Consider the following 22983-nt stretch of genomic DNA (forward strand, 5'->3'; position numbering starts at 1 on the left):
ATTTTATCCAAGATTAAAAAAAGTGTTTGCTTATTTGGAAAATTCCTCTTAACTTTAAGTATAAGCAAAATGTAAGGAATCTTCGTTGTAAGACAAGGTTCAAAATAAGTTTGGAAATTTTTATTTCATATATTAATATTTTGTGATTTGGTGTAAAATAAGGCCCTCAGATGAGAGCCTTATTTGTTTTATTTCATATTCACTACTTTATCTACGATAAACTTTGTATTTCCTCTCCACGGAAGAGCACCATTGTACTCTTTATAATGCAGATCGAAGGTTTTCCCGCTGTTGGTTTCCAATTGTTTGAAAACTTCAGGGTCATCTACAGAAAATTCAAACTCATAGCTTGTAATAGTTCCTGTTTTTCCGCTTCCGAAGCCTTCCTGAATTAATTTGCCTTCATAAGTTTTGAAGACATAGCCTTTTTTCATAGCATAGTTCAGGTATCCGGATTTTACACCTTCTCCAAAAACGAAATAATACTTGTACCAGACAAATACGCCTAGTAACAGCAGTACAACACCGAGGATGATCCACAAAGATTTTTTCATAGGTAGTGTGTTTTATAAAATGTTATTTTGCGATACTTCTTGAGATCACGATTTTCTGAATTTCAGAAGTTCCTTCGTAGATCTGAGTGATTTTTGCATCTCTCATTAATCTTTCTACGTGGTATTCTTTTACGTATCCGTATCCACCGTGGATCTGTACTGCTTCAATAGTAGTATCCATTGCCACCTGAGAAGAGTATAGTTTTGCCATAGCTCCACTCTCAGAGATATCTTTTCCTGCATCTTTTTCACATGCTGCTTTGAAGCAAAGCATTCTTGCTGCAGTAATCTGAGTAGCCATATCAGCCAATTTGAATGCGATTGCCTGGTGGTTGATAATTTCAGTTTTGAAAGCTTTTCTTGTTTTAGCATATTTCAGTGCCAATTCGTAAGCACCTGAAGCAATTCCTAAAGCCTGAGAAGCGATACCGATTCTTCCTCCGTTCAATACCGCCATTGCAAAATTGAACCCGAATCCGTCTTCACCAATTCTGTTTTCTTTTGGAACCTTTACATTATTAAAGATCAAAGAGTGTGTATCACTTCCTCTGATTCCTAATTTGTCTTCTTTCAGACCGATTTCAAAACCTTCCCATCCTCTTTCTACGATGAAAGCATTGATTCCTTTATGTTTTTTCTCAGGATCTGTCTGTGCAATTACGATATAATAAGTAGCCGTACCACCATTGGTGATCCAGTTTTTGATCCCATTTAAAAGATAGTAATCACCTTTATCTTCAGCAGTTGTTTTCTGAGAAGTAGCATCAGAACCAGCTTCCGGCTCAGATAATGCAAATGCTCCGATTACCTGTCCGCTTGCCAGTGGAGTAAGATATTTTACTTTTTGCTCTTCAGAAGCAAATTTTTCAAGACCGGCACAAACCAATGAGTTGTTTACAGACATTACAACAGCTGCAGAAGCATCTATTTTTGCAATCTCCTCCATCGCCAGCACGTAAGAAACGCTGTCCATACCTGCACCTCCGTATTTTGGATCTACCATCATTCCTAAAAGTCCCATTTCTCCCATTTTCTTCACCTGTTCTGCAGGGAATTTCTGGTCACGGTCTCTTTCAATCACTCCTGGTAATAGTTCGTTTTGTGCAAAATCTCTTGCTGCCTGCTGAATCATCAGCTGTTCTTCCGATAAATTAAAGTCCATAAAAAAAATAATTAGATAGCCGTAAATTTACACTTTTTAACCAAATCTGAAAAAATTAAATTGAAAGCAGAAAAAACGTACAGAAAAAGGAAGTTGAGGGAGGTTTAATAAGAATGGGTGCGCGTTTTGGGATTAGGAGTGATAATATATAAAAACAATATTAGAGTTATTAGAAAAAATAACCATTCACGAAAGATCAATTTAAAATATAAAATCCCTTTTTCAGGGCTTCCGGCCTCCTTTTTGATTCTTTATATTATGGTAAGCATTTAACTTATTTCTAATTATTGCATGCAGATGTTTTCAATTAAAAAAAATGCTTATATTTAAGTTTCTTTATAAATTACGTAAAAAATCATGACGATCAAGAGATTATTCGATATTCCGCACTATGCTTTAGAAAAATATCCTAAAACGGATATGTTTGTAACCAAGTATCAGGGTGAGTGGAAAAAAACTTCTACCCAGGAGTTTATTAATGAGGGAAATAAGATATCCAGAGGATTATTGAAGCTGGGCATAAAACCGGGTGATAAGATCGCTTTGATTACGACCAATTCCCGTACAGAATGGGCTATTATGGATTTTGGGATTTCTCAGATCGGGGTTGTTTCTGTACCGGTTTATCCAAGTATTTCTCCTGAAGATTATGAGTTTATCTTCAATAATGCTGAGATTCAGTACTGTTTTGTTTCTGACAAGGAACTATTGAGTAAAGTAATGAAAGTAAAGCATAATATCCCAACTTTACAGGGAATTTTTACTTTTGATAATATCAGCGGTGCTGCCAACTGGAGAGAAATTCTGGATCTTGGTAAAGATGAATCTACACAAATTGAAGTGGATGACCTTTCCAACGCGATCAATACTGAAGATCTTGCCACTATTATTTATACTTCCGGAACCACCGGAAGACCTAAAGGAGTAATGCTTACCCACAACAACATCGTTTCTAATGTGTTAGGAGCCATCCCAAGGATTCCAAAGAAAAGGAGTTTAGATTATAAGGAGACAAGAGCATTAAGCTTCCTTCCTATCTGCCATATCTTCGAAAGAATGCTGTTCTATCTGTATCAGTATAATGGTTTTTCTCTTTATTTCGCCGAAAGCATTGAGAAAATGGGTGAAAACGTAAAAGAAGTGAAGCCGCATTACATGACTGTTGTACCTAGATTGGTAGAAAAAGTATATGATAAAATCTATAATACAGGATCTTCAGCCGGAGGATTAAAATCAAAAATCTTCTTCTGGGCTTTGAACTTAATCAGTAAAAAGAAAGTAATCTCCAAGCCATCCGGACTTCAGGAAATGATTGCCGATAAATTGGTATTTTCTAAATGGAGAGAAGGTTTAGGTGGTGAAATCGTGACTTTGGTTTCAGGATCTGCGGCCTTGTCTACAAGACTTAACCTGATGTTTCAAAATGCTGGTATCCCTATTTTGGAAGGGTATGGTTTAACAGAAACATCCCCTGTAATTTCTGTAAACAGCTTTGATAAAATGAAAGTGGGAACCGTGGGAATTCCATTGGATAATTTAAAGGTTAAAATTCAGGAAGACGGTGAAATTACAGTAAAAGGACCATCCGTATTCAAAGGGTATTTTCAGAATGAAGAAATGACGAAAGAAGCTTTTACTGAAGATGGTTTCTTCAAAACCGGAGATATTGGACATATCGACAGTGACGGCTTTTTACAGATCACTGACCGTAAGAAAGAAATGTTCAAGACATCCGGCGGAAAATATATTGCTCCTCAGACTATTGAAAACTTAGCAAAAGCTTCCAAATTCATTGAGCAGATTATGGTAGTAGGTGATGGTGAGAAGATGCCATGCGCTTTGGTACAGCCAGACTTTGAATTTGCTAAAAACTGGGCTTTAAGAAACAATCTTAACATCGGTTCTACACCGGAAGAGATTGCAAAAAGCACTGAACTGAAGCAAAGAATTGAAAAAGAAATTGATGGTATTAATGAGCATCTCGGAAACTGGGAGAAAATCAAAAAAATTGAGCTTACTCCTGAAGTATGGAGCATTGAAAGCGGATTGCTTACTCCAACATTAAAACTGAAAAGAAAAGCGGTAAAAGAGAAGTTTATTGCTTTGTACAATAAGATGTATGATCATCAGGATTAAATATATAAACCGCTTCAAAATGAAGCGGTTTTTTTATAGGTTTAGGTAAAGCCTATGGAATATCTTATTTTGATTAAACGGGCTAAAGCCCTTTATTGATTGCACACAAAAAAGCTGTTTCATTTCTGAAACAGCTTTTGTATGTTGTAAAACCAATAATTAGAATTTAATTACAGATTTCATTCTGTCGTTTTCTTCCATTACCAACTCATCATCTACAAGGATTTTTCCAGAGTGTTCGTCAATAATAATTTTCTTTCTCTGAGCAATTTCCATTTGCTTTTGAGGAGGAATAGTGAAGAATGATCCTTTTGGAGCTCCTCTTTCTAACCCTACTACTGCAAGACCATTGATAGAGTTTGTTCTGATTCTGTTGTAAGAAGCCAGTAATCTCTCGTCAATTTTACCTGCATATTCTTTAGACTGCTCAATCAGGTATTCTTCTTCTTTCTGAGTTTCAGAGATCAAACCATCCAATTCTTCTTTCTTGAATTTTAGGTGATTTTTCAAATCGTCGATCTTTGAAGTAAGTTCGCTTAAAGTTTCATTTTTGTGAGCGATTTTAACTCCGAATTCTTTAATTCTTTTTTCAGCAAGCTGAATTTCCAGATCCTGGAATTCCATTTCTTTTCCTAATGCTTCAAACTCTTTATTGTTTCTTACATTATCCTGCTGAGATTTGTATTTCTCAATTAAAGTTTTAGCATGGTTAATTACTTCATGCTTCGTTTTAATCTGATCGTCCTGATCTTTGATATCAGCATGAAATTTTTCAGCTCTTTTTTCAAGACCTTCAATCTCGATTTCAAGATCTTCAACTTCAATTGGCAATTCTCCTCTAGTATTTCGGATTTCATCCAATCTTGAATCAATGATCTGTAAATCGTATAAAGCTCTTAATTTTTCTTCAACTGAAATATCGTTGGTTTTTGCCATATTTAAATGAAATAATTTACTGGGTTTGTTTTTTCAATAGATTTTGAAATTGCAAATGTACTAAATTTTTGTGATAAAATTTCAAATAATTGTTGAGCAACAAATTGTTCAGACTCATAGTGTCCTATATCACAGATCAGCATTTTAGACTCTGCTAAAAAATAGTCGTGATATTTAAGGTCTCCGGTAAGATAAGCATCACACTTCTTGGCTGCTGCAGATCGTATCCCACTGGCTCCGGAACCACCAAGAACCCCCACTCTTTTGATTTTTTTATTATTAAAGGAAGAATGTTTTATCACTTCAAGGCCAAATTTTTCCTTTACAAAACCAAGGAAATCTTTTTCATCCATCTCCTCTTCCAGATCACCGTACATTCCTAATCCGGCGTGATGGTTTTTATTATCTAGATTATAAACCTGATGAGCCACTTCTTCATAAGGATGAGCGGCTTTCATAGCTCCTACAATCTGCCCCTGTTTAAAGCCTTCAAAAATTACAGAGATCATATCTTCATCCGCATTTTCACGAGTTCCCTGCTGTCCTGAAAATGGATTTGAGCCTTCTACAGGTCTGAATGTTCCGTTTCCGTTCACCGTAAAACTACATTCATCATAAAATCCTATATTTCCTGCTCCTGCTGAAAACATGGCTTCTTTTACTTTTTCTGAGTATTCTTTGGGTACAAAAACTGTAAGTTGTTTTAAATTATTTTCTTTCGGCTGAAGAATTTTCATATTTTTTAATCCTAACTGACTGCATATTCCATGATTTACTCCAAAGAAATCATTATCAAATGCTGTGTGAATAGCATAAATAGCTACTTTATTTTCAATAGCCTTTAAAACCGCCCTTTCTACATAGTTTTTCCCTGTTAAAGATTTTAATCCGGAAAATATAATAGGATGAAAACATACAATCAGATTACAATTTCTCTCAATTGCTTCATCTACGACATTTTCCAACGCATCATGGCACACCAGAATCCCGGATACATCACGGTCATAAACACCACACAACAACCCTACATTATCAAAATCTTCTGCCTGTCTGATACTTATTTCCTCTTCAATCTTTCCAATTACAGTTTTTAGCTTCATTTATTTATATTTTACGGTTACAGCGAAGATATTAATTTTGTTAAAAATCTAAAGAATATTTTAATAGTTGTACAATTCTTTTAACAGTCATATATTTACCTTTTACTTTATAAAAAACGCTAATTTCAGCTTGAAATAATCCTATACAAATGGAAAGAGAACACAATCTTATTCCTGAAGACACCCTTTGGAAAAGATTTCTTTACCGAATCATTTACCGTTCTGATACCAGACTCGGAAAACTGTTCGATATTATATTATTATCGTTAATTCTTGCAAGTACTGCTATCATTATGATGGAAAGTGTACCTCAGCTTGACAAAAGATTTCATTATACATTTTTAATCCTGGAATGGATCATTTCCATTTTCTTTACCCTGGAATATTCTATGCGTATCGCCGTGGTAAAAAATAAAAAAAGTTATATTTTTAGCTTTTTCGGGGTTATAGACTTTCTTGCTTTGGTTCCTTTTTTCCTGAGCTTTTTCTTCCCTATCACTAAATATTTCCTGATTTTCAGAATGCTGAGAATGTTGAGAATCTTCAGAATTTTCAATTTGCTGGATTTTATGAATGACGGTTATCTTATTGTAAGGGCTTTAAAGAACAGTTCAAGAAAAATTTATATTTTCCTTCTGTTCCTGATTATTTTCTCGGTTATTGTAGGATCACTTATGTTTATGGTGGAAGGTGGGCGTCCTGGGTTTGAGACTATCCCACAATCTATCTATTGGGCGGTAGTTACTGTAACCACTGTAGGATACGGTGATGTCTCTCCTATTACACCTTTAGGAAAGTTTTTTGCAGTTGTTCTGATGCTTGCCGGTTATTCAATTATTGCGGTTCCTACAGGTATTGTAACTGCAGAAATGAGAAATAAGAGACAAAACATGGAATTAATATGTGAGCGCTGTGGGAATGATGATATTGATGACGATGCCAGGTACTGCAAGAAATGTGGCAAGAAATTAGCTTGATATTGAGTATAAGTAAAATTTATTCACCAAATACCTCAAAATCATGGAACCACAAAAGAAAAACAGACCAAATAATTTAGTGATCATTCTTTTTGCACTCATCGTACTGATGATCATTGTTTATTTTATATTAGCTATGTTCTTCCCTACCGTTTTTGACCTCATGAACAAAGGAGAAATACAACCAGTGCCCAATAAATGATAAGTAATGATAATAAAATAAAAAAGATGAGCGACATATATCGTTCATCTTTTTTTGATCTCTTAAATTTCAAGGTAAAAATCTATTTTAATAAAAAAGACGGATCATCAATGACCCGCCTTTTCTTTTTATTTAAATGATAAATTATTTCTTAATGGCTTTGATAGTCTGTTTAGAACCATCTTTCATCTCTAAAGTCACTAAATAAACACCCTGCATTAAATCTCTTAAATGGATCACAGATTCAGGGTTTGCAATAGTCTTCACTAGCCTTCCTGAAGCATCTGTTACAGATACATTTTTAACGTTTTTAACATCAGAAATATTCAATACATCAGTGAATGGATTAGGATATACTTTGATACCGCTCTTCGTTGCAGAAACTTCAGATACGGCAAGGTTCGCATTGTTAACACTAATATCATCAACATACAGATTGTATTGATCCGCATCTGAATAGGCATTAAATCCAAAGTAATACACTCCTGTTGTAGGAACTGTAAAGGTGATCGTTTCTGTATGTGCCATTTCATCGTTGATTGCTGGATAATCTGCCACTGAACTAGTCATAGCTGATGCAACTGGTGAGGTTCCGTACGCTACTTTTAATTTTTCTGCATAAGTAGATGAGTTATTTCCATACTTATAGCTGATTGTATACTGTACTCCTGCTGTCAGGTTCAACCCTTGAGTAAAGAACCATGCATCGGCAGCGCTAGAAGAATTATAATGATATCTCAATACATTAGTAGTAAATCCTTGGCTATCTGAAGGCGGATCCGCTGTTTCCCAATTATTTCCAGATCCTGCATTCACGGCTGCTGTACAACCAGGAAGATCCGGTGTAGAAACATTTTCAAAGTCAACAGTATAAGGTAAACCAGCACTTGTACAAAGAGTGGTAAACGTAGTATTAGTACTCCACGCACTTGTACTGGAAGCACTACACGCTGACCTTACCCAAACGTAATAAGCAGTAGCAGGTGCTAAACTAGGAATATTATAGGTAGTTGCCGTAACTCCTGTAAAATTAGGAGTACTTGTTGCTGTAGGAGCTGTATTGGTTGTACTGTAATAAATATCATATCCGTTTGCCGGTACTGGCGTTGCAGCTGTCCATGAAACTGTAGCTCCACTTGCTGTAACATTGGAAGCAACGACAGCTGTAGGCTCACTACAAGAAGGGGCTACATCTATATTAATATCATCAACGTATAATTGATTCATATTAGCATCAGAGTATGCCTGGAATCCAAAATAATATACTCCTGTAGTAGATGGTGTAAAGTTCACAAAAGCACTTGTTGCCGTACTTGTAACAACACTTGGATGGTCTGCTAAAGTATTAGTCATTCCTGCACCAGTTGCTGACGTTCCATATGCTACTTTTAATTTTTCTTCATATACAAATCCTTCTGCATTTGCATATTTATATTTAATTCTGTAGGCAACACCTGCGGTAAGGTTAATTCCATTAGTAAAGAACCAGGTATTGGCATTATTGGCATAATCGTATGAATATTGAAGAACATTACCCGTAAATCCTTGGGCATCAAGATCACCTGTCTGCCACATATTTCCTGATCCGTCATTAACTACCGAAGTACAACCCGGAAGATCTGGAGTAGTTACAGATTCAAAATCCAATGCATATGGCACCCCTACTGAAACGCAAGATGTCATAAATGTTGCTGCCGGAGACCATGCACTCTTGTCAGATGCACTACATGCAGAACGTACCCAAACATAATAAACGGTAGCCGGTGTAAGTGTAGAAGGCAGGTTGGCATTCAGCGTAGTACTTGTTCCAGAAACTACTGTAGCAGCTGTAGGAAATGTACTGGAAGTTGAATAATAATACTCATAACCGCTAGCTGGAGCAGAAGCCGGAGCTGTCCATGAAATCTGAGCTGTATTGGTAGTAATTCCAGACACCGTTAAAGCAGTTGGAGCAAAACAGGTTGGAACGGCTCCAATTACTACTGTATAATCATGAGCTTCTCCATACCCATCAATATTACAAGGAATAGGCTCACTGGAGAACCTGTCTCCTACTCTCATTCTATAGGTACCCGGAGTAACAGTGGAAGGAATGGTTATCTGCCCTGCAGTAATATTGGCACCCCCAATGAAATCACTGCTTGCAGAAGCTACAAGTTCCGGTGCAGTATCATCAAAGGTTCCGTCATTATTAAAATCGATCCAAATGCGTACATTCTGATCACTGTAGCCATGTTTAACAGTAAAATCATAGTTTAACCCTGCATTCAGGTTGATTGTCATAGCAGTAAAATCTCCATACGCATCAACAGAACAGCCTGTATTCTGATGATCAAATCCGGCACCCGGAATTTTAAAAGTATCAATCACATCCCCTCCACTACACCCACTAGCAAATGCAGGCGTACAATAAGTTTGTGCGGAGGATAAAAAGCCAGTCATTAAGAAACCAACAAGTAAAATATTTTTCATGCAATATATTATTAGTAACTCAAATCTAGTGAAAATCAACAATAAAAAAAATATTTTTATCAACATATGACAACATATCAATCTTTTCCTTTAATAATAGATAATTTTTATTAAAAAAAAGAGACTACTCAGTTTGAGTAGTCTCTCTTTCATACTTTTAAAAGATTTTTTTATCTTTTGATAGCTTTAATGGTTTGTTTAGATCCATCTTTCATATTCAGTACCACTAAATACATTCCTTGTTTCATATCCCCTAAGTGAAGAGCTGAAGAAGGATTATCAATAGTTTTCACTATTCTTCCCGCAGTATCAACTACAGAAACAGATTTTACTTTAGCAGCATCTGAGATATTCAGAACATCTACAAACGGATTAGGATAAGCTTTAATCTCATTATTTTTCTTTTCAACTTCAGCTGTTGCAAGGCCTGAACAACCCTGCGTTACTGAAATACTATAGTTACCAACTCTGGTTGCAGCGTATCCTGTAAGCAAGATATAATAAGTAGTACCCGCAACTCCTGTAAAGGTTAATGTTGGAGCATTATAAAGAGCTACCGTACATCCGGCATCAGCATATCCCACACCAGAAGTATTACTGAAGCAAGTAAGTGAACCACAAGTACCTGTATATACTCTTAGATACGCATCATACTGTGTACCACAAGCATCAATAGTAATAGGTCCATTTTCAGTAGCTTTTACTGTATACCAAACTCCTTTATAAGATGCAGTAGTAGTCGTACCACCACATGTTGAAGAAGGAAGTGTTTCATCAGCAGCCAGTGCATTCACTCCCTGAGCTGTTCCGTTACAAGCTATAGCAATAGCTGTATCACAGGTATCATTAGCCACAGGTGAAGGAGTAGTCACAGCAATCTGGAAATTAGATGTTGTAGTTGCTGTACTTGTAGAAGAGTATACTCTCACAAAATATGTCTGACCTACTATAAGATTCTGTAACAATATGTTGGAATTTCCATAAGCACCATCAAAACAAGTCATAGCTGTTAGTGCTCCACACGTTCCAGAATAAACCTGAGTACTTGTTGCATTATCAGTGTATAAAACATGTACAAGGTGTGTTGCTGCAGTGGCAGTAAATGAATACCAAACGTCATCATTGATACCCGTTGCACTACAGGTAGGAGCCGTAACCCCCGAACTCTGAGTAGCACTTACCGTAGAAGCATTCACAGGGTTTACAAAAGCATCTGTACTGCTTACAGAAAGAGATACAGCGCCTGCACAATCGTCATTTACTGGCGGTGGCGGAGGTGTACCAATACAAATATTGAAACTATTAGCATACAGTGTTGTACCATTCGTATTTGAGTTATAAACTCTTACATAATAAGTCTGACCTGCCGTAAGACCTGTAAGCGGCGTATTTACCGCAGTACCACATTTAATACTTGTCAAAGTACCACAAGCACCACTAAACACCTGAGTATAAACGCTTGTAGATGTAGAAGTACCAACTGCCGTAACGTTTGAAAGCATTACCACATGATCAGTACCTGTAGCTGTAAATTTATACCAAACATCATCATCAGCCGTTCCAGTACATGGAGTAACTGCCAATCCTGAGTTAGTTGCACTTAAAGTTGTTCCGGATACAGGTGAAGCACATGTCAATGTAGGACTTACCGATAAAGAAACAGCAGCTGAACACTCATCATTGGCGGGAGCAGCAGGAAGTGTTCCCATACAGACATCAAAAGAGTTAGCATAGAAACTTCCTCCTGAGTTAGCATCATATGTATACACTCTTACATAATAAGTCTGCCCCACTGTAAGACCTGTTAAGTTTGTAAAGTTTGTATTTGAGCTGATACATGTAGCACTCACCAAAGCACCACAAGCACCACTGAATACCTGAGCATACAAAGACGTTGTAGAAGCAGTCCCAACAGAAACTATATTCTTCAACTGGAAAGTATGACCTGTTGCTGTAGCTGTAAATTTATACCAAACATCATCATCAGCCGTTCCTGAACAAGATCCAAGAGCAACTCCTGAACTGGTTCCTCCTAATGTTGTTCCAGATGTTATACTTCCACAATTCGTATCTGGGTTGATCGTAATTGCCACTGCATTAGCACAGTCATCATTTGCTGGCGGCGGCGGCGGTGTACTTACACAAATATTGAAGCTTGCGTTAGCCGTAACAGTAGTAGAGTAAGTATATACTCTTACATAATAAGTCTGTCCCGGTGTAAGACCTGTAACAATATTTGTTTCAGGATCAGAACACAATATACTTGTTAAAGTACCACAACTTCCGGACAATACCTGAAAGTACATATCAGTAATTCCTGTTGTAGTTCCCGTAGAAACCATATTAGATATTGCCACTACATGAGTTGCTGCTGTTGCAGTAAATTTATACCAAACATCATCATTCGGACCTCCGAAACAAGTACCCGCAGCCATAGATTCGGTAGCCCCCAAAGTATTACCAGGAGTTGTAGTAGTACAAGTTAAAGAAGGATTTACTGTTAAATCCACAGCACCTGAACAATTATCATTTGCAGGAGGCGCCACAGTTGTTGTGAAGTTTCTTTCAGTACAACCTGTTGACACTACACTACCGTTATAAGATGTAATTGTATAATAATACTGCGTATTAGGGCTCAACTGCTGTGCAGGAGTAAGTGTATAAGTAGTAACATTTCCCAGATCAAAATTGCTCAAAACATTTGAAGTACCAGCAGATGTTCCGATATTTAATCTATATCCTAATGCTCCGCTTACTGCAGACCAAGAGAAAGTAGTTAATACAGGCAACCCGGTCTGAGCAGACGAAGGAGCACTTACAGACGGACATCCCAATGTAGCCATTGTAGTAAAAGATCTTTCTGTACATCCTGTAGAAGTCCCCGCAGCATTTACTGCATATACTGTGTAGTAATATTGAGTATTGAAACTCAAAGAACTTGTTAAAGTATAAGAATTTGTAATCCCTACATCCTGCATATTCATAATATTAGTTCCTCCAGGCGTTGTTCCTATACTAATCTTATATGATGAAGCATAGCTGGAAGCTGCCCAAGTAATCGTAGGCATTACAGAAACATTTGTTGCTGCGGCCGCAGGTGCAGAAACAGCCGGACATGCCGGAGCTGCTGCCGGAGTAAGCCCTAACAGACCGGTAACTGATTTTGTTGTTGTTCTTGTTCCTGTTGGAGGTGATGCAGGATCAGGATTCGTAGTATCACTTCTATAATACAACAGGGAATTGGAAGGACCTGTATAAGTATAGAATCTATTTGCACTTGCTGTATAATCAGCTGTATTCTCATCTATAGCAAATACAAGGTTATCTGTATTGTTATAAGCAAAAGGAGTAGTAAAATTTACAATAACCTCACCTCCGGAAGCACTTACAGTTCCGGCAAAAACCTGAGTCATACCAGATACCGGAATCCAATCCGTTGTACTAGAAAAAGAAGTTTTAGTAGTATGCGCTACATACACTACCCAATCCAGTGATTTTGAAATATCAGCATTGTTTGGAAGATAAAACTTCATACCGGTAATATTACCTGCAGCAGTGGCATTAATTTCACTTTTCGTAAAAATCTGCTGTGTGTAATTATATCCGTAATTGACATCAACCGGGACATACCCTCCCTGGGACGTCCCACTGCCGAGGGTTACCTGGGCATTCATAATGGAAGCTATTAAAAATAGACTTAATAGTAATAATCTCTTCATAAATAGTAATAATAAAAAGTTAGGGCGGTAAATGTATAAATATTAATTGATATTTTAACAATAACATTAAAAAACATCATAAAATATTGAATAAAAACAATAAAAACACATTAAAACATAATATAATCAAACGTTTATTTAGTTTTAACATTTAATTCGCAATCCATTTAAAAACAACAACTACTTACAAATCAACAAATTAAATACTACACAATTAAAATAGACTTCAGAAAATTTATCTATTTAACATAAAAAATTATATAAATTTTTTCATCTATATCAACAATATATAAACAAAAAAAGAGCGACTAAAAGCCACTCTTTACATTATCCTATCTTTTTCTTAGTTTAAATAAAACTCATATTTATTAAGAAGTTGAATTTCCTTAATCAAATCTCCATTCAAATCTACCGAATGTTTCATCGATTGCACTTCAATATCAGAACCATCCTCCAGATTTTTAATAAAGAATTTCAGCTTTTGACTTCCTTTATTTCTATCAAGGATCGTTCTGAAAAAGTCTAGATCTTCCGGTCTTACATCCATCACATCCATTACCAAAGATATACTTTTCGCAAACCTTTCAAATGCTTCCTGAAGCTCTATCACATCATTTACATTAACGAAAACTCTTCCATCCTTGACCTGAGCAAATTTTATTTTGAAAATAACAAATCTCTGAACCTCCAACTTCTCCTTCAATCTCATATAATCCCTATCTCCCAACCTGAATGAATAGGATCCCGAATAATCTTCCAAAGTAACAAAAGCTACTTTCTCCCCACTTCTGAAACCATCTTTCACCACATATTCCGTAATCAAGCCTGCAACCGTATACTCTTTCCCACCGCCGCCATTTTCTCTTTCTTTTTGCAACGTTTTCCAGTCTTTCTTCTTCTCTTCAAATAATTCTTCCTGTTTATTTGCAAAAGCCTGTTCTTTATAGGCATCAACTTCATCGAGATTCAAAAAATGAAAAACACCTTTCGGTTCAGCTTTTTTTGTAACTTCTTCTATAACCTCTTCCTCTTCACCAGCCACCACATCATCTGAAACAATTTCTACAAGATCTGCAACCTCATCTACGGAATCTTTTTCCAGAATAGGTGTTTCATCAGTAACTATTTTTTCCTCATCCTTCTCCAAGACGGCCTTTTTGGAAAGCTGCCCCTGCATAAACTGATATTGATATTTAAATTCATCCAGAGGATGTGCAGAAAGGTAAAACCCTATCGTTTCTTTTTCTTTATTAAGTTTATGCATGTTTGGCCATTCCGGGCAAGGAGCCAATTTCGGCTGCTCAATCTGAACTTCTTCCGCAAAATCAGCAAACAGAGAATGTTCCATCTCGTTTTTACTCTCCTGAAAGCTTTGCCCGTACCTGATTAATCTTTCCAGATTTGTTCTTCCAGCCATATCGATATCAAAATACTGACCTCTGTGGAAAGAATCCAATTCATCAAAACCTCCAGCCAAAACCAAACTTTCCGCTACTCTTTTATTCATTTGCGAAGGCAGAATTCTTTCAAAGAAATCGTAAATATTTTTGAATCTTCCGTTTACTCTTTCTCTTGTAATCCCCTCACTTGGTCCTTCACCAATTCCTTTGATTGCTCCCAAACCGAAACGGATCTGGCCTTTTTCGTTTACCGAGAATTTGTATTGGGATTCATTCACGTCTGGTCCTAATACATCCACTCCCATACTTTTACAATCCTCCATGAACATGGTAATTGAATCCGTATTGTTAATGTTATTACTCATTACACTCGCCATATATTCTGCAGGATAATTCGCCTTTAGATATGCGGTCTGATAAGCAATGAATGCATAACATGTTGAGTGAGACTTGTTGAAGGCATATTCAGCAAAGGCCTTCCAGTCATTCCATATTTTCTCTAACCTTTCTTCATTGAGGTTATTTTTTCTACCTCCTTCAATGAATTTAGGGTACATTTTATTCAGAACGTCAATCTGCTTTTTACCCATTGCTTTTCTCAAAGTATCGGCTTCACCTTTCGTAAAATTGGCCAATTTCTGAGACAAAAGCATTACCTGCTCCTGATAAACGGTAATCCCGTAGGTTTCTTTTAAATATTCTTCTGTTTCCGGTAAGTCGTAAACAATCTCTTCAATTCCGTGTTTTCTGTTGATGAAATTTGGAATATATTTAATAGGACCCGGACGGTATAATGCGTTCATAGCAATAAGATCGGCAAAAACCGTCGGCTTAAGCTCCCTCATATATTTTTGCATCCCGGGACTTTCATACTGGAAAATCCCCACCGTTCTTCCTTCTTTAAATAGCTGATACGTTTTAGCATCATCAAGCGGAATAAGATCCGGATCAATATCCAGTCCATATCTTGCTTTTACCAGCTTCAACGCATCTTTAATGATGGTCAAAGTTCTCAACCCCAGGAAGTCCATTTTCAAAAGACCTGCACTTTCTGCAACGGAGTTATCAAATTGCGATACCAAGATATCAGCATCTTTCGCTGCAATGGTCACCGGAACCAGGTTACTCACATCTTCCGGCGTAATGATTACACCACAGGCGTGAATTCCGGTATTTCTGATACAGCCTTCCATCTTTTTAGCACTTGCCAAAACTCCGTGTCGGGCATCATCAGGACTGTCAAGAACATATCTCATCTCATCAACAAGCATTTGTTCTTCCGGTTTTAATTTATCATATTTTGCTAGAGCTTTTGCAATGTTCATCCCCGGACTGGGAGGAATCAGTTTAGCAATATTATTGGTATCAGGAATTGGAACATCTAAAACCCTTCCGGCATCTTTAATCGCAGATTTTCCACCCAAAACCGAGTACGTGATAATCTGTGCTACCTGAGTTTTTCCGTATTTTTCAACTACCCATTTGATAATTTTATCTCGACCTTCATCATCAAAGTCGATATCAATATCGGGCATCGAAACCCTTTCAGGATTCAGGAATCTCTCAAAAAGGAGATCATACTTAATTGGGTCTACATTGGTAATTCCGATACAGTAAGCAACCGCAGATCCGGCAGCAGACCCCCTTCCGGGACCTACCCAAACCCCCATATTACGGGCTTCATTACAGAAATCCTGTACAATAAGGAAGTACCCGGGATAACCGGTATTGGCAATTACTTCAAGCTCGAAGTCCAGACGTTCTTTGATTTCAGCAGAAATTTCATTCATTAGCCCTGAATCAACATATCTTCTTTTTGCTCCTTCATAGGTAAGATAGGTAAGATAAGCCATCTCTCCTCTTTTTCCTCCGTCTACCTCATCTTCTGCATGGATAAATTCTTCCGGAATATCAAACTTCGGAAGGAGAACATCTCTTTTTAAGGTATAAGGTTTAAACTTAGCCGTGAATTCTTCATAAGCATCAAAAGCATCAGGGTATGCTAAAAAGGTTTCTTTTATTTCATCTGAATTTTTGATATAATATTCACCTGTCGCCAATCCTCTTCTTTTACCAAATCCTTTTCCAACAGGAGTTGTCAGCTTTTCACCATCCTTGATACAGCTTACAATATCCTGAATATTAGAATCATCCTTATTGGTGTAAAAGGTTTCGTTCTGAGCTAAAATTTTAACATTATATTTATCTGCCAGATACAAGAGAACTTCATTCAAATGCTCTTCTTCCGGCAGTTTATGATTCTGAATCTGTACATAAAAATCATCTTCAAATGTATCTTTCCACCATTTGAATAACTCTTCCCCTTTCTGTTCACCGGTATTTAGGATTGCATCGGGAATGTCCCCCATAATTCCTGAAGTCAAAGCTATAACTCCTTCTTTATATTCAGCAATCAGTTCACGGCTTATCCTCGGAACTCCAAAATAGAATCCTTTCAGGAAACCGATACTGGAAAGTTTGGCCAGGTTTTTATATCCATTAAAATCTTTCGCTAAAAGTACCACCTGCGTCCTTCTGTCCGGATCATCTTTGGTAAATTGCTTTTGCTCATAACGATCTGAAATATAAAATTCGCAGCCCACAACCGGAATAAGCGGTTCGGAAACTGGTTCAGCTTCATTAAATTCTGTTCCATTTTCTTCTGCTTCCTGCTTTCTAGCTAAGTATTCTTTATGTTTCTTTGCTCTGTCACCATTAGCTCCTTCCACTGCTGAAACGAACTTAAAAGCTCCCATCATGTTCCCGAGATCCACCATACCGACAGCCGGGAAGTTTTCATCAGAAGCTTTTTTAATCAAATCATTGATGCTAGAAGTAGCAGTAAGTGTAGAGAAGACACTATGGTTATCAAAATTGAAATATTTACCTAAATCAATTTCATCAATACTTCCAAAATCCTGCTGCTTCTTTTTATTATGAAAATCAGCAACCTGCCTTCTGATAACAATATTGAAAGGCTTTATTGGATCCGGATACAAACTTCTGAAATAAGCAAGCTGATCTTCTGAAATCTTTAAGGTATCAGCGGGTACTACTCCAATTCTCACCATTTCAAAGAAAGCTCTGGCTGTAGCATTTACGTCGGCAGCAGCATTATGGGCTTCATCAAATTTGTTCCCATATAGCTTTTCATAAAGTTCTTCAAGTTTCGGAGGTTTAAATCTTCCCCCACGTCCTCCGCCAAGTTGACAGAAGTCGGTTCCCAAAATCATGGTATCTGCTTTGGGTTTTTCCTGAAGGTTATCTTTCAGGTTTTTTCTGTAAAATTCTGCTCCTACAATATTATAGTCGAATTCTACATTATGTCCGGAAACTACTCTTATCCTTTCAAGAACTTTAGAAAATTCTTCAAGAATCTCCTGTAGATCCTGCCCTTCTTCATTAGCAATCTTTGTGGTAATTCCATGAATACGTGCTGCGTTGAAGGGAATATCATACCCTTCAGGTTTTATTATATAATCCTGGTTTTCAATCAAGTTTCCGTCATCATCATGCACTTGCCATGCAATCTGAACCATTCTTGGCCAGTTATCCGAGTCTGAAAGCGGAGCGTTGAAATTTTTTGGTAAACCGGTTGTTTCTGTGTCAAAAATTAAATACATATAATGTTCTAACTTTTTTATAAAAGAGAATGTAAAGTTACTTCATTTTTTCCAATTAGTTTACACTAAACACAAAAATCCACTCTATTCACCAGAACAAAATCAGTAAATTTTATTAAAAATTTAAACATTTAAAACGAACATGAAATAAAATATTAAAATATCATTAAAAAAATTAGAATTATTTATCAAAACGGACTAAATATCAGTTTTTTACTATAAATTCGATCATCTATAATTTTTACAATTTATTACTCAAAATGAAAAAACAATTACTTTTAATTAGCACATTAATTATTACATTAACAAGTGCACAAAATAACGATGGTTTAAAGAGAGAATTCGAAAGACAAAACAAAGAGAATAACGAAAAGTTTAACTCTTATGTTTCTAAAAGATTTGGCAGTGATAGAAGTCCTGAAACTCAAAAAATAATTCAGGAAATGAGAGAAAATCTGGCAGGATTTAGTGGGGATGTTCCTAACTTTTATCAGTCAGAAGATCAAACTCAAATTTTAAATAATAATGTAGATGCCTTAACAACTGCCGGAGGTGTCAATGGGTTAGCTGGATCATTTAAAGGTGAAGGAATCGTATATACAATTTTTGATGGAGGCAGAATTTATGAAACTCATACCGCTTTTAACAATGCTGCGGGTAGAATTTCCAATAAAGAAGCAGCTACTAATGCTTATAGTGCCCACTCCACAGGTGTAGCAAGTATTATTGGTGCAAAATCTTCCCCTTTGTCAGCCACAAGCAATGGAGTACCAATCACAGGAAATGCAATGGGAATCGCATTAAACTCAACAATGAATTCTTATAGATTTGCAACAACGACACTACCGGGTAATTCAACAACCAGCACTTTATTTGATAAAATCTTACTAGCTCAACCTAAAATCTCAAATCATTCTTATGGTATAAACGCTGCCTGGGATTATAAAACTACTGCAAACGGGTATCCTGCCAACGGATGGTATTGGGGAGGAAATTATATTTCTGGAACTAACTATGATCTAATGGGAACTTATTATACAAATGACCAATCTTACGATGCTATCGTGTATAACAACCCAACTTATACTATAGTAAAATCCGCGGGAAATTATTTCGGATTCGGACCAGGATATTCAGGTACTACTACAACTGCTTATTATTATAACGGATCAGGATATTCTACTTATACAGTAGGTACAGAACCACCTGCTAATTGTTCACAAGGTTACGACTGTATAGGTTATGGTTCATTAGCTAAAAACATTATTGTAGTTGGAGCAACAGACCCCATTACAACAAATAATCAAAGGTATAATGCAGCTACAGATGTTATAAAATCTAGTTATAGCAGCGCAGGACCAAGAGATGATGGAGGTATTAAACCAGATATTTCCGCTCCAGGCACCGATGTCTGGATGGCATCTACTGCAGAAAATACAACAGGAAGTATTACCTGGCAAATTAATAGCGGAACCTCAATGGCAGCTCCTCAGGTAGCCGGAATTATTGGACTTTGGATGCAGATTTATAAATCTTTATTCAACAATACAGAGCTTGTTGCTTCTGCTTCAAAAACTTTAATGGTACACTCAGCTCTTGAAGCTGGGCAGATAGGTCCAGATCCATGGTATGGCTGGGGATATATCAATGCAAAAAAAGGAGCTGAACTTCTTGTAGGAAAATCCAACAATACAGTTATATTTAATAATGAAACATTAAATAACGGTACTATTAGTACTAAAACAGTTAAAGCATCCGGATCTGAGCCGTTAAAAGTAACTATATCCTGGATTGATCCGGAATATACAAATATTACTAATCAATGGGATAATTTATACAATTACAGAGTATCAAGATTAATTAATGATTTAGATGTAAAGATCATTAATACCACAAACAATACTGTTTATCTTCCGTGGAAACTGGATGCAAATAACCCTATGTTACCTGCAACAAAAGGTGACAACACAGTAGATAATGTAGAGCAAGTAGTTATTGACAACCCGACACCGGGAGCTGTTTATAGAATTGAAATTTCTCATAAGGGAACTTTAAAAAATAACGCTTCCCCGAGTGTTACTTCTCCTCAAAACTACTCTGTTATCGTAACAGGATTTACTGAGCTATTAGGAACTAAAGATATTTCCAACCCTCTTAATAATCTTGCTATTTCTCCTACTATTACAAAGGACATTACAAACATTCTGAAAGCTCCTAAAAAATCTACCTTCAATGTATATGATCTTACCGGTAAAAAATTACAAAGCGGTATCATCAATAATGACAAAGAACAGATCGATTTATCCGCTTACACAAAAGGAATTTACATCATTGAAGTAAAAACAGACAAAGATGTTATTTCTAAAAAAGTGATCAAGGAATAACCTATATCTACAAAGATTTTATACAAAATACTAACAGTTGTTAGTATTTTGTTTTTTTGTGTATATTTGCTTCCTATGGAAAATGCACTTCACGAAAAAGTTTCTCAGGATATATTACTCAAAGCGTATAATCATATGATGCTGGCCAAAGCCATGGCCGATATTTACGAAGAAAACAGAAATGTCTGTAAATATGTTCATAGCACATCAAGAGGCCACGAAGCTATTCAGCTTGCAACAGCCTACCAGCTAAAGAAAGAAGACTGGGTTTCTCCTTATTACAGAGACGAAAGTATTCTTCTGGGAATTGGTTTTGAGCCTTATCAATTAATGCTTCAGTTACTGGCTAAAGCTGATGATCCTTTTTCAGGAGGAAGATCTTATTATTCCCATCCTTCAAGCAGGGATGAAAACAAACCTAAAATTGTTCACCAAAGTTCCGCAACTGGAATGCAGACTATCCCTACTACTGGGGTAGCACAGGGAATCAAATATATCCAGGATTTCAATCTTCAGAATTTTGAGAATAATCCTGTTGTCGTGTGCAGCCTTGGAGATAATTCTGTTACAGAAGGTGAAGTAAGTGAGGCATTACAGTTTGCAGCATTACACCAGCTTCCTATTATTTTCCTGGTTCAGGATAATGAATGGGGAATTTCCGTAACCAAGGATGAAGCAAGAACCTGTGATGCTTATGATTTTGTAGCTGGATTCACAGGATTAAGCAGAATGAGAGTAGACGGAACTGATTTCGTGGAGAGTTTCGAAGCTATGAAAAAGGCTGTAGATTTTGTAAGAACAGAGAGAAAACCTTTAGTTGTTTGCGCAAAGACTGTATTGATCGGCCATCATACTTCCGGGGTAAGAAGAGAATTCTATAGAGACGAAGAAGATTTAACCAAACATAGAGCTAAAGACCCGGGAGAAATCCTTAGAAAATATTTGCTGGAAGCAGGTGTTGATGAAGATCTTTTAAAGCAAATTACTAAAAAGGCACGCCTTGAAGCTGAGGAAGCTTTCGAAAAAGCTAAAAACGCAGAAGACCCGAAGCCAGAAACCGTAATGCAGCACATCTTTGCTCCTACTCCTATTACAGAGGAAACAGGAACACGTGAACCTGCTAACGGAGAAAAAATTGTAATGGTAGATGCTGCCATCCACGCGATACAGGAATTGATGTGGAAGCACCCTGAAGCCCTTCTTTACGGACAGGATGTTGGAGAAAGAATTGGTGGGGTTTTTCGTGAAACCGTTACTTTAGGAAAAAAATTCGGAAGCAAAAGAGTATTCAATACAGCCATTCAGGAAGCTTATATCATCGGATCTACGGCCGGAATGAGTGCTGTTGGATTAAAACCAATCGTTGAAGTTCAGTTTGCTGACTATATTTATCCGGGAATCAACCAGTTAATTACAGAGATTTCAAAATCAAATTATTTAAGTGGCGGAAAATTCCCTGTAAGCAATATCATTCGTGTTCCTATCGGAGCTTACGGAGGAGGTGGCCCTTACCATAGTGGAAGTGTTGAAAGTATTTTAGCCAATATCAAAGGGATCAAAATAGCATATCCAAGTAATGCTGCCGACTTTAAAGGGTTATTAAAAGCAGCTTATTATGACCCGAACCCGGTAATAATGCTGGAACACAAAGGATTGTACTGGAGTAAAGTTCCGGGAACTGAAGATGCTAAAACGATAGAACCGGCTGAAGACTATGTTCTTCCGTTTGGAAAAGGGAAAGTAATCATCGAAGCTGATAAGAATGAAACTGAAAAAGGCAGAACTTTATTGGTGGTAACTTACGGAATGGGTGTTTACTGGGCTAAAGAAGCAGCCAAGAATTTCAATGGAAAAGTTGAGGTAATTGACTTAAGAACATTGATTCCTCTGGATGAAGAACTTGTTTTCGAAAGAGTAAAAGCACACGGAAAGTGCATCGTTCTAACCGAAGAACAGCTTAACAACTCTTTTGCAGAAGCTTTCGCACACCGTATTTCCAAAAACTGCTTCAAGTATCTTGACGCACCTGTAGAAACAATGGGATCTCTGGATGTACCTGCTGTCCCTATCAATCTGGTTCTGGAAAAAGAAATGCTTCCCAATGCTGAAAAACTCAGCAGTAAGATTGAAGAAATGCTGAAATATTAATTTTATATAAAATTAAAACCTCTAAAAATTTTAGAGGTTTTTTTATGCAATTTTTTCACTACTTTTATTTAAGATTACCATCTCAATTCTAGAACATTATAAACCAAGAAAGCTTAATTATAGATTCTCTGACAGGTATTACAAAACAAAATTAATCACAGTTTGGTATT

Annotated in this window: 12 protein-coding genes; 5 read left to right on the top strand and 7 right to left on the bottom strand. The window is 36.7% G+C overall.

Annotated elements, in window-relative coordinates; all coding sequences use genetic code 11:
- Window positions 1–188 precede the first annotated feature (188 nt).
- Window positions 189–554, bottom strand: coding sequence for a hypothetical protein (locus tag ACM6F9_RS17075; RefSeq protein WP_105702524.1), 366 nt, complete (start codon window positions 552–554; stop codon window positions 189–191).
- 22 nt (window positions 555–576) lie between these two features.
- The gene (locus tag ACM6F9_RS17080) at window positions 577–1716 is read right to left on the bottom strand and encodes an acyl-CoA dehydrogenase (protein ID WP_105702523.1); all 1140 of its coding nucleotides are present in this window, start codon (window positions 1714–1716) and stop codon (window positions 577–579) included.
- A gap of 357 nt (window positions 1717–2073) precedes the next feature.
- Between ACM6F9_RS17080 and ACM6F9_RS17085 the strand changes: the two genes are divergently transcribed.
- On the top strand, window positions 2074–3852 hold the full coding sequence (locus ACM6F9_RS17085; RefSeq protein WP_414846825.1) for an AMP-dependent synthetase/ligase: 1779 nt from the start codon (window positions 2074–2076) through the stop codon (window positions 3850–3852).
- 159 nt (window positions 3853–4011) lie between these two features.
- Here ACM6F9_RS17085 and ACM6F9_RS17090 read toward each other — a convergent pair whose 3' ends face one another.
- Window positions 4012–4788: a zinc ribbon domain-containing protein gene (locus tag ACM6F9_RS17090; protein WP_414846826.1), complete on the bottom strand. Its 777-nt coding sequence runs from the start codon at window positions 4786–4788 to the stop codon at window positions 4012–4014.
- Between the two features lie 2 nt (window positions 4789–4790).
- The gene (locus ACM6F9_RS17095) at window positions 4791–5888 is read right to left on the bottom strand and encodes a Nif3-like dinuclear metal center hexameric protein (protein ID WP_414846827.1); all 1098 of its coding nucleotides are present in this window, start codon (window positions 5886–5888) and stop codon (window positions 4791–4793) included.
- A gap of 149 nt (window positions 5889–6037) precedes the next feature.
- Between ACM6F9_RS17095 and ACM6F9_RS17100 the strand changes: the two genes are divergently transcribed.
- Together ACM6F9_RS17100 and ACM6F9_RS17105 are read left to right on the top strand one after the other, a co-directional pair.
- Window positions 6038–6865 carry an ion transporter gene (locus tag ACM6F9_RS17100; protein WP_414846828.1) on the top strand — a complete coding sequence of 276 codons (828 nt, stop codon included), beginning with the start codon at window positions 6038–6040 and terminating at the stop codon, window positions 6863–6865.
- A gap of 43 nt (window positions 6866–6908) precedes the next feature.
- On the top strand, window positions 6909–7067 hold the full coding sequence (locus tag ACM6F9_RS17105; protein ID WP_164976666.1) for a hypothetical protein: 159 nt from the start codon (window positions 6909–6911) through the stop codon (window positions 7065–7067).
- A 144-nt stretch (window positions 7068–7211) separates the two neighbouring features.
- Here ACM6F9_RS17105 and ACM6F9_RS17110 read toward each other — a convergent pair whose 3' ends face one another.
- The 3 genes from ACM6F9_RS17110 to dnaE form a co-directional block, all read right to left on the bottom strand.
- Complete coding sequence (locus ACM6F9_RS17110) at window positions 7212–9539, bottom strand: GEVED domain-containing protein (RefSeq protein ID WP_414846829.1); 2328 nt, start codon at window positions 9537–9539, stop codon at window positions 7212–7214.
- Window positions 9540–9709: 170 nt separating this feature from the next.
- A complete protein-coding gene (locus tag ACM6F9_RS17115) occupies window positions 9710–13258 on the bottom strand; it encodes a T9SS type A sorting domain-containing protein (RefSeq protein WP_414846830.1) in 3549 nt (1182 codons plus the stop codon).
- A 343-nt stretch (window positions 13259–13601) separates the two neighbouring features.
- Window positions 13602–18281: a DNA polymerase III subunit alpha gene (gene dnaE / locus ACM6F9_RS17120; protein ID WP_414846831.1), complete on the bottom strand. Its 4680-nt coding sequence runs from the start codon at window positions 18279–18281 to the stop codon at window positions 13602–13604.
- Window positions 18282–18541: 260 nt separating this feature from the next.
- On the opposite strand from dnaE, the gene ACM6F9_RS17125 reads away from it, so the two are divergent.
- Window positions 18542–20665, top strand: a complete 2124-nt coding sequence (locus tag ACM6F9_RS17125; RefSeq protein ID WP_414846832.1) for a S8 family peptidase — start codon at window positions 18542–18544, stop codon at window positions 20663–20665.
- Window positions 20666–20740: 75 nt separating this feature from the next.
- Window positions 20741–22813 (top strand): thiamine pyrophosphate-dependent enzyme, encoded by a 2073-nt coding sequence (locus ACM6F9_RS17130; protein WP_414846833.1) that lies wholly within the window; start codon window positions 20741–20743, stop codon window positions 22811–22813.
- Window positions 22814–22983: the final 170 nt, after the last annotated feature.

The sequence above is a fragment of the Chryseobacterium sp. IT-36CA2 genome (assembly GCF_949767875.1).
GTDB lineage: Bacteria > Bacteroidota > Bacteroidia > Flavobacteriales > Weeksellaceae > Chryseobacterium.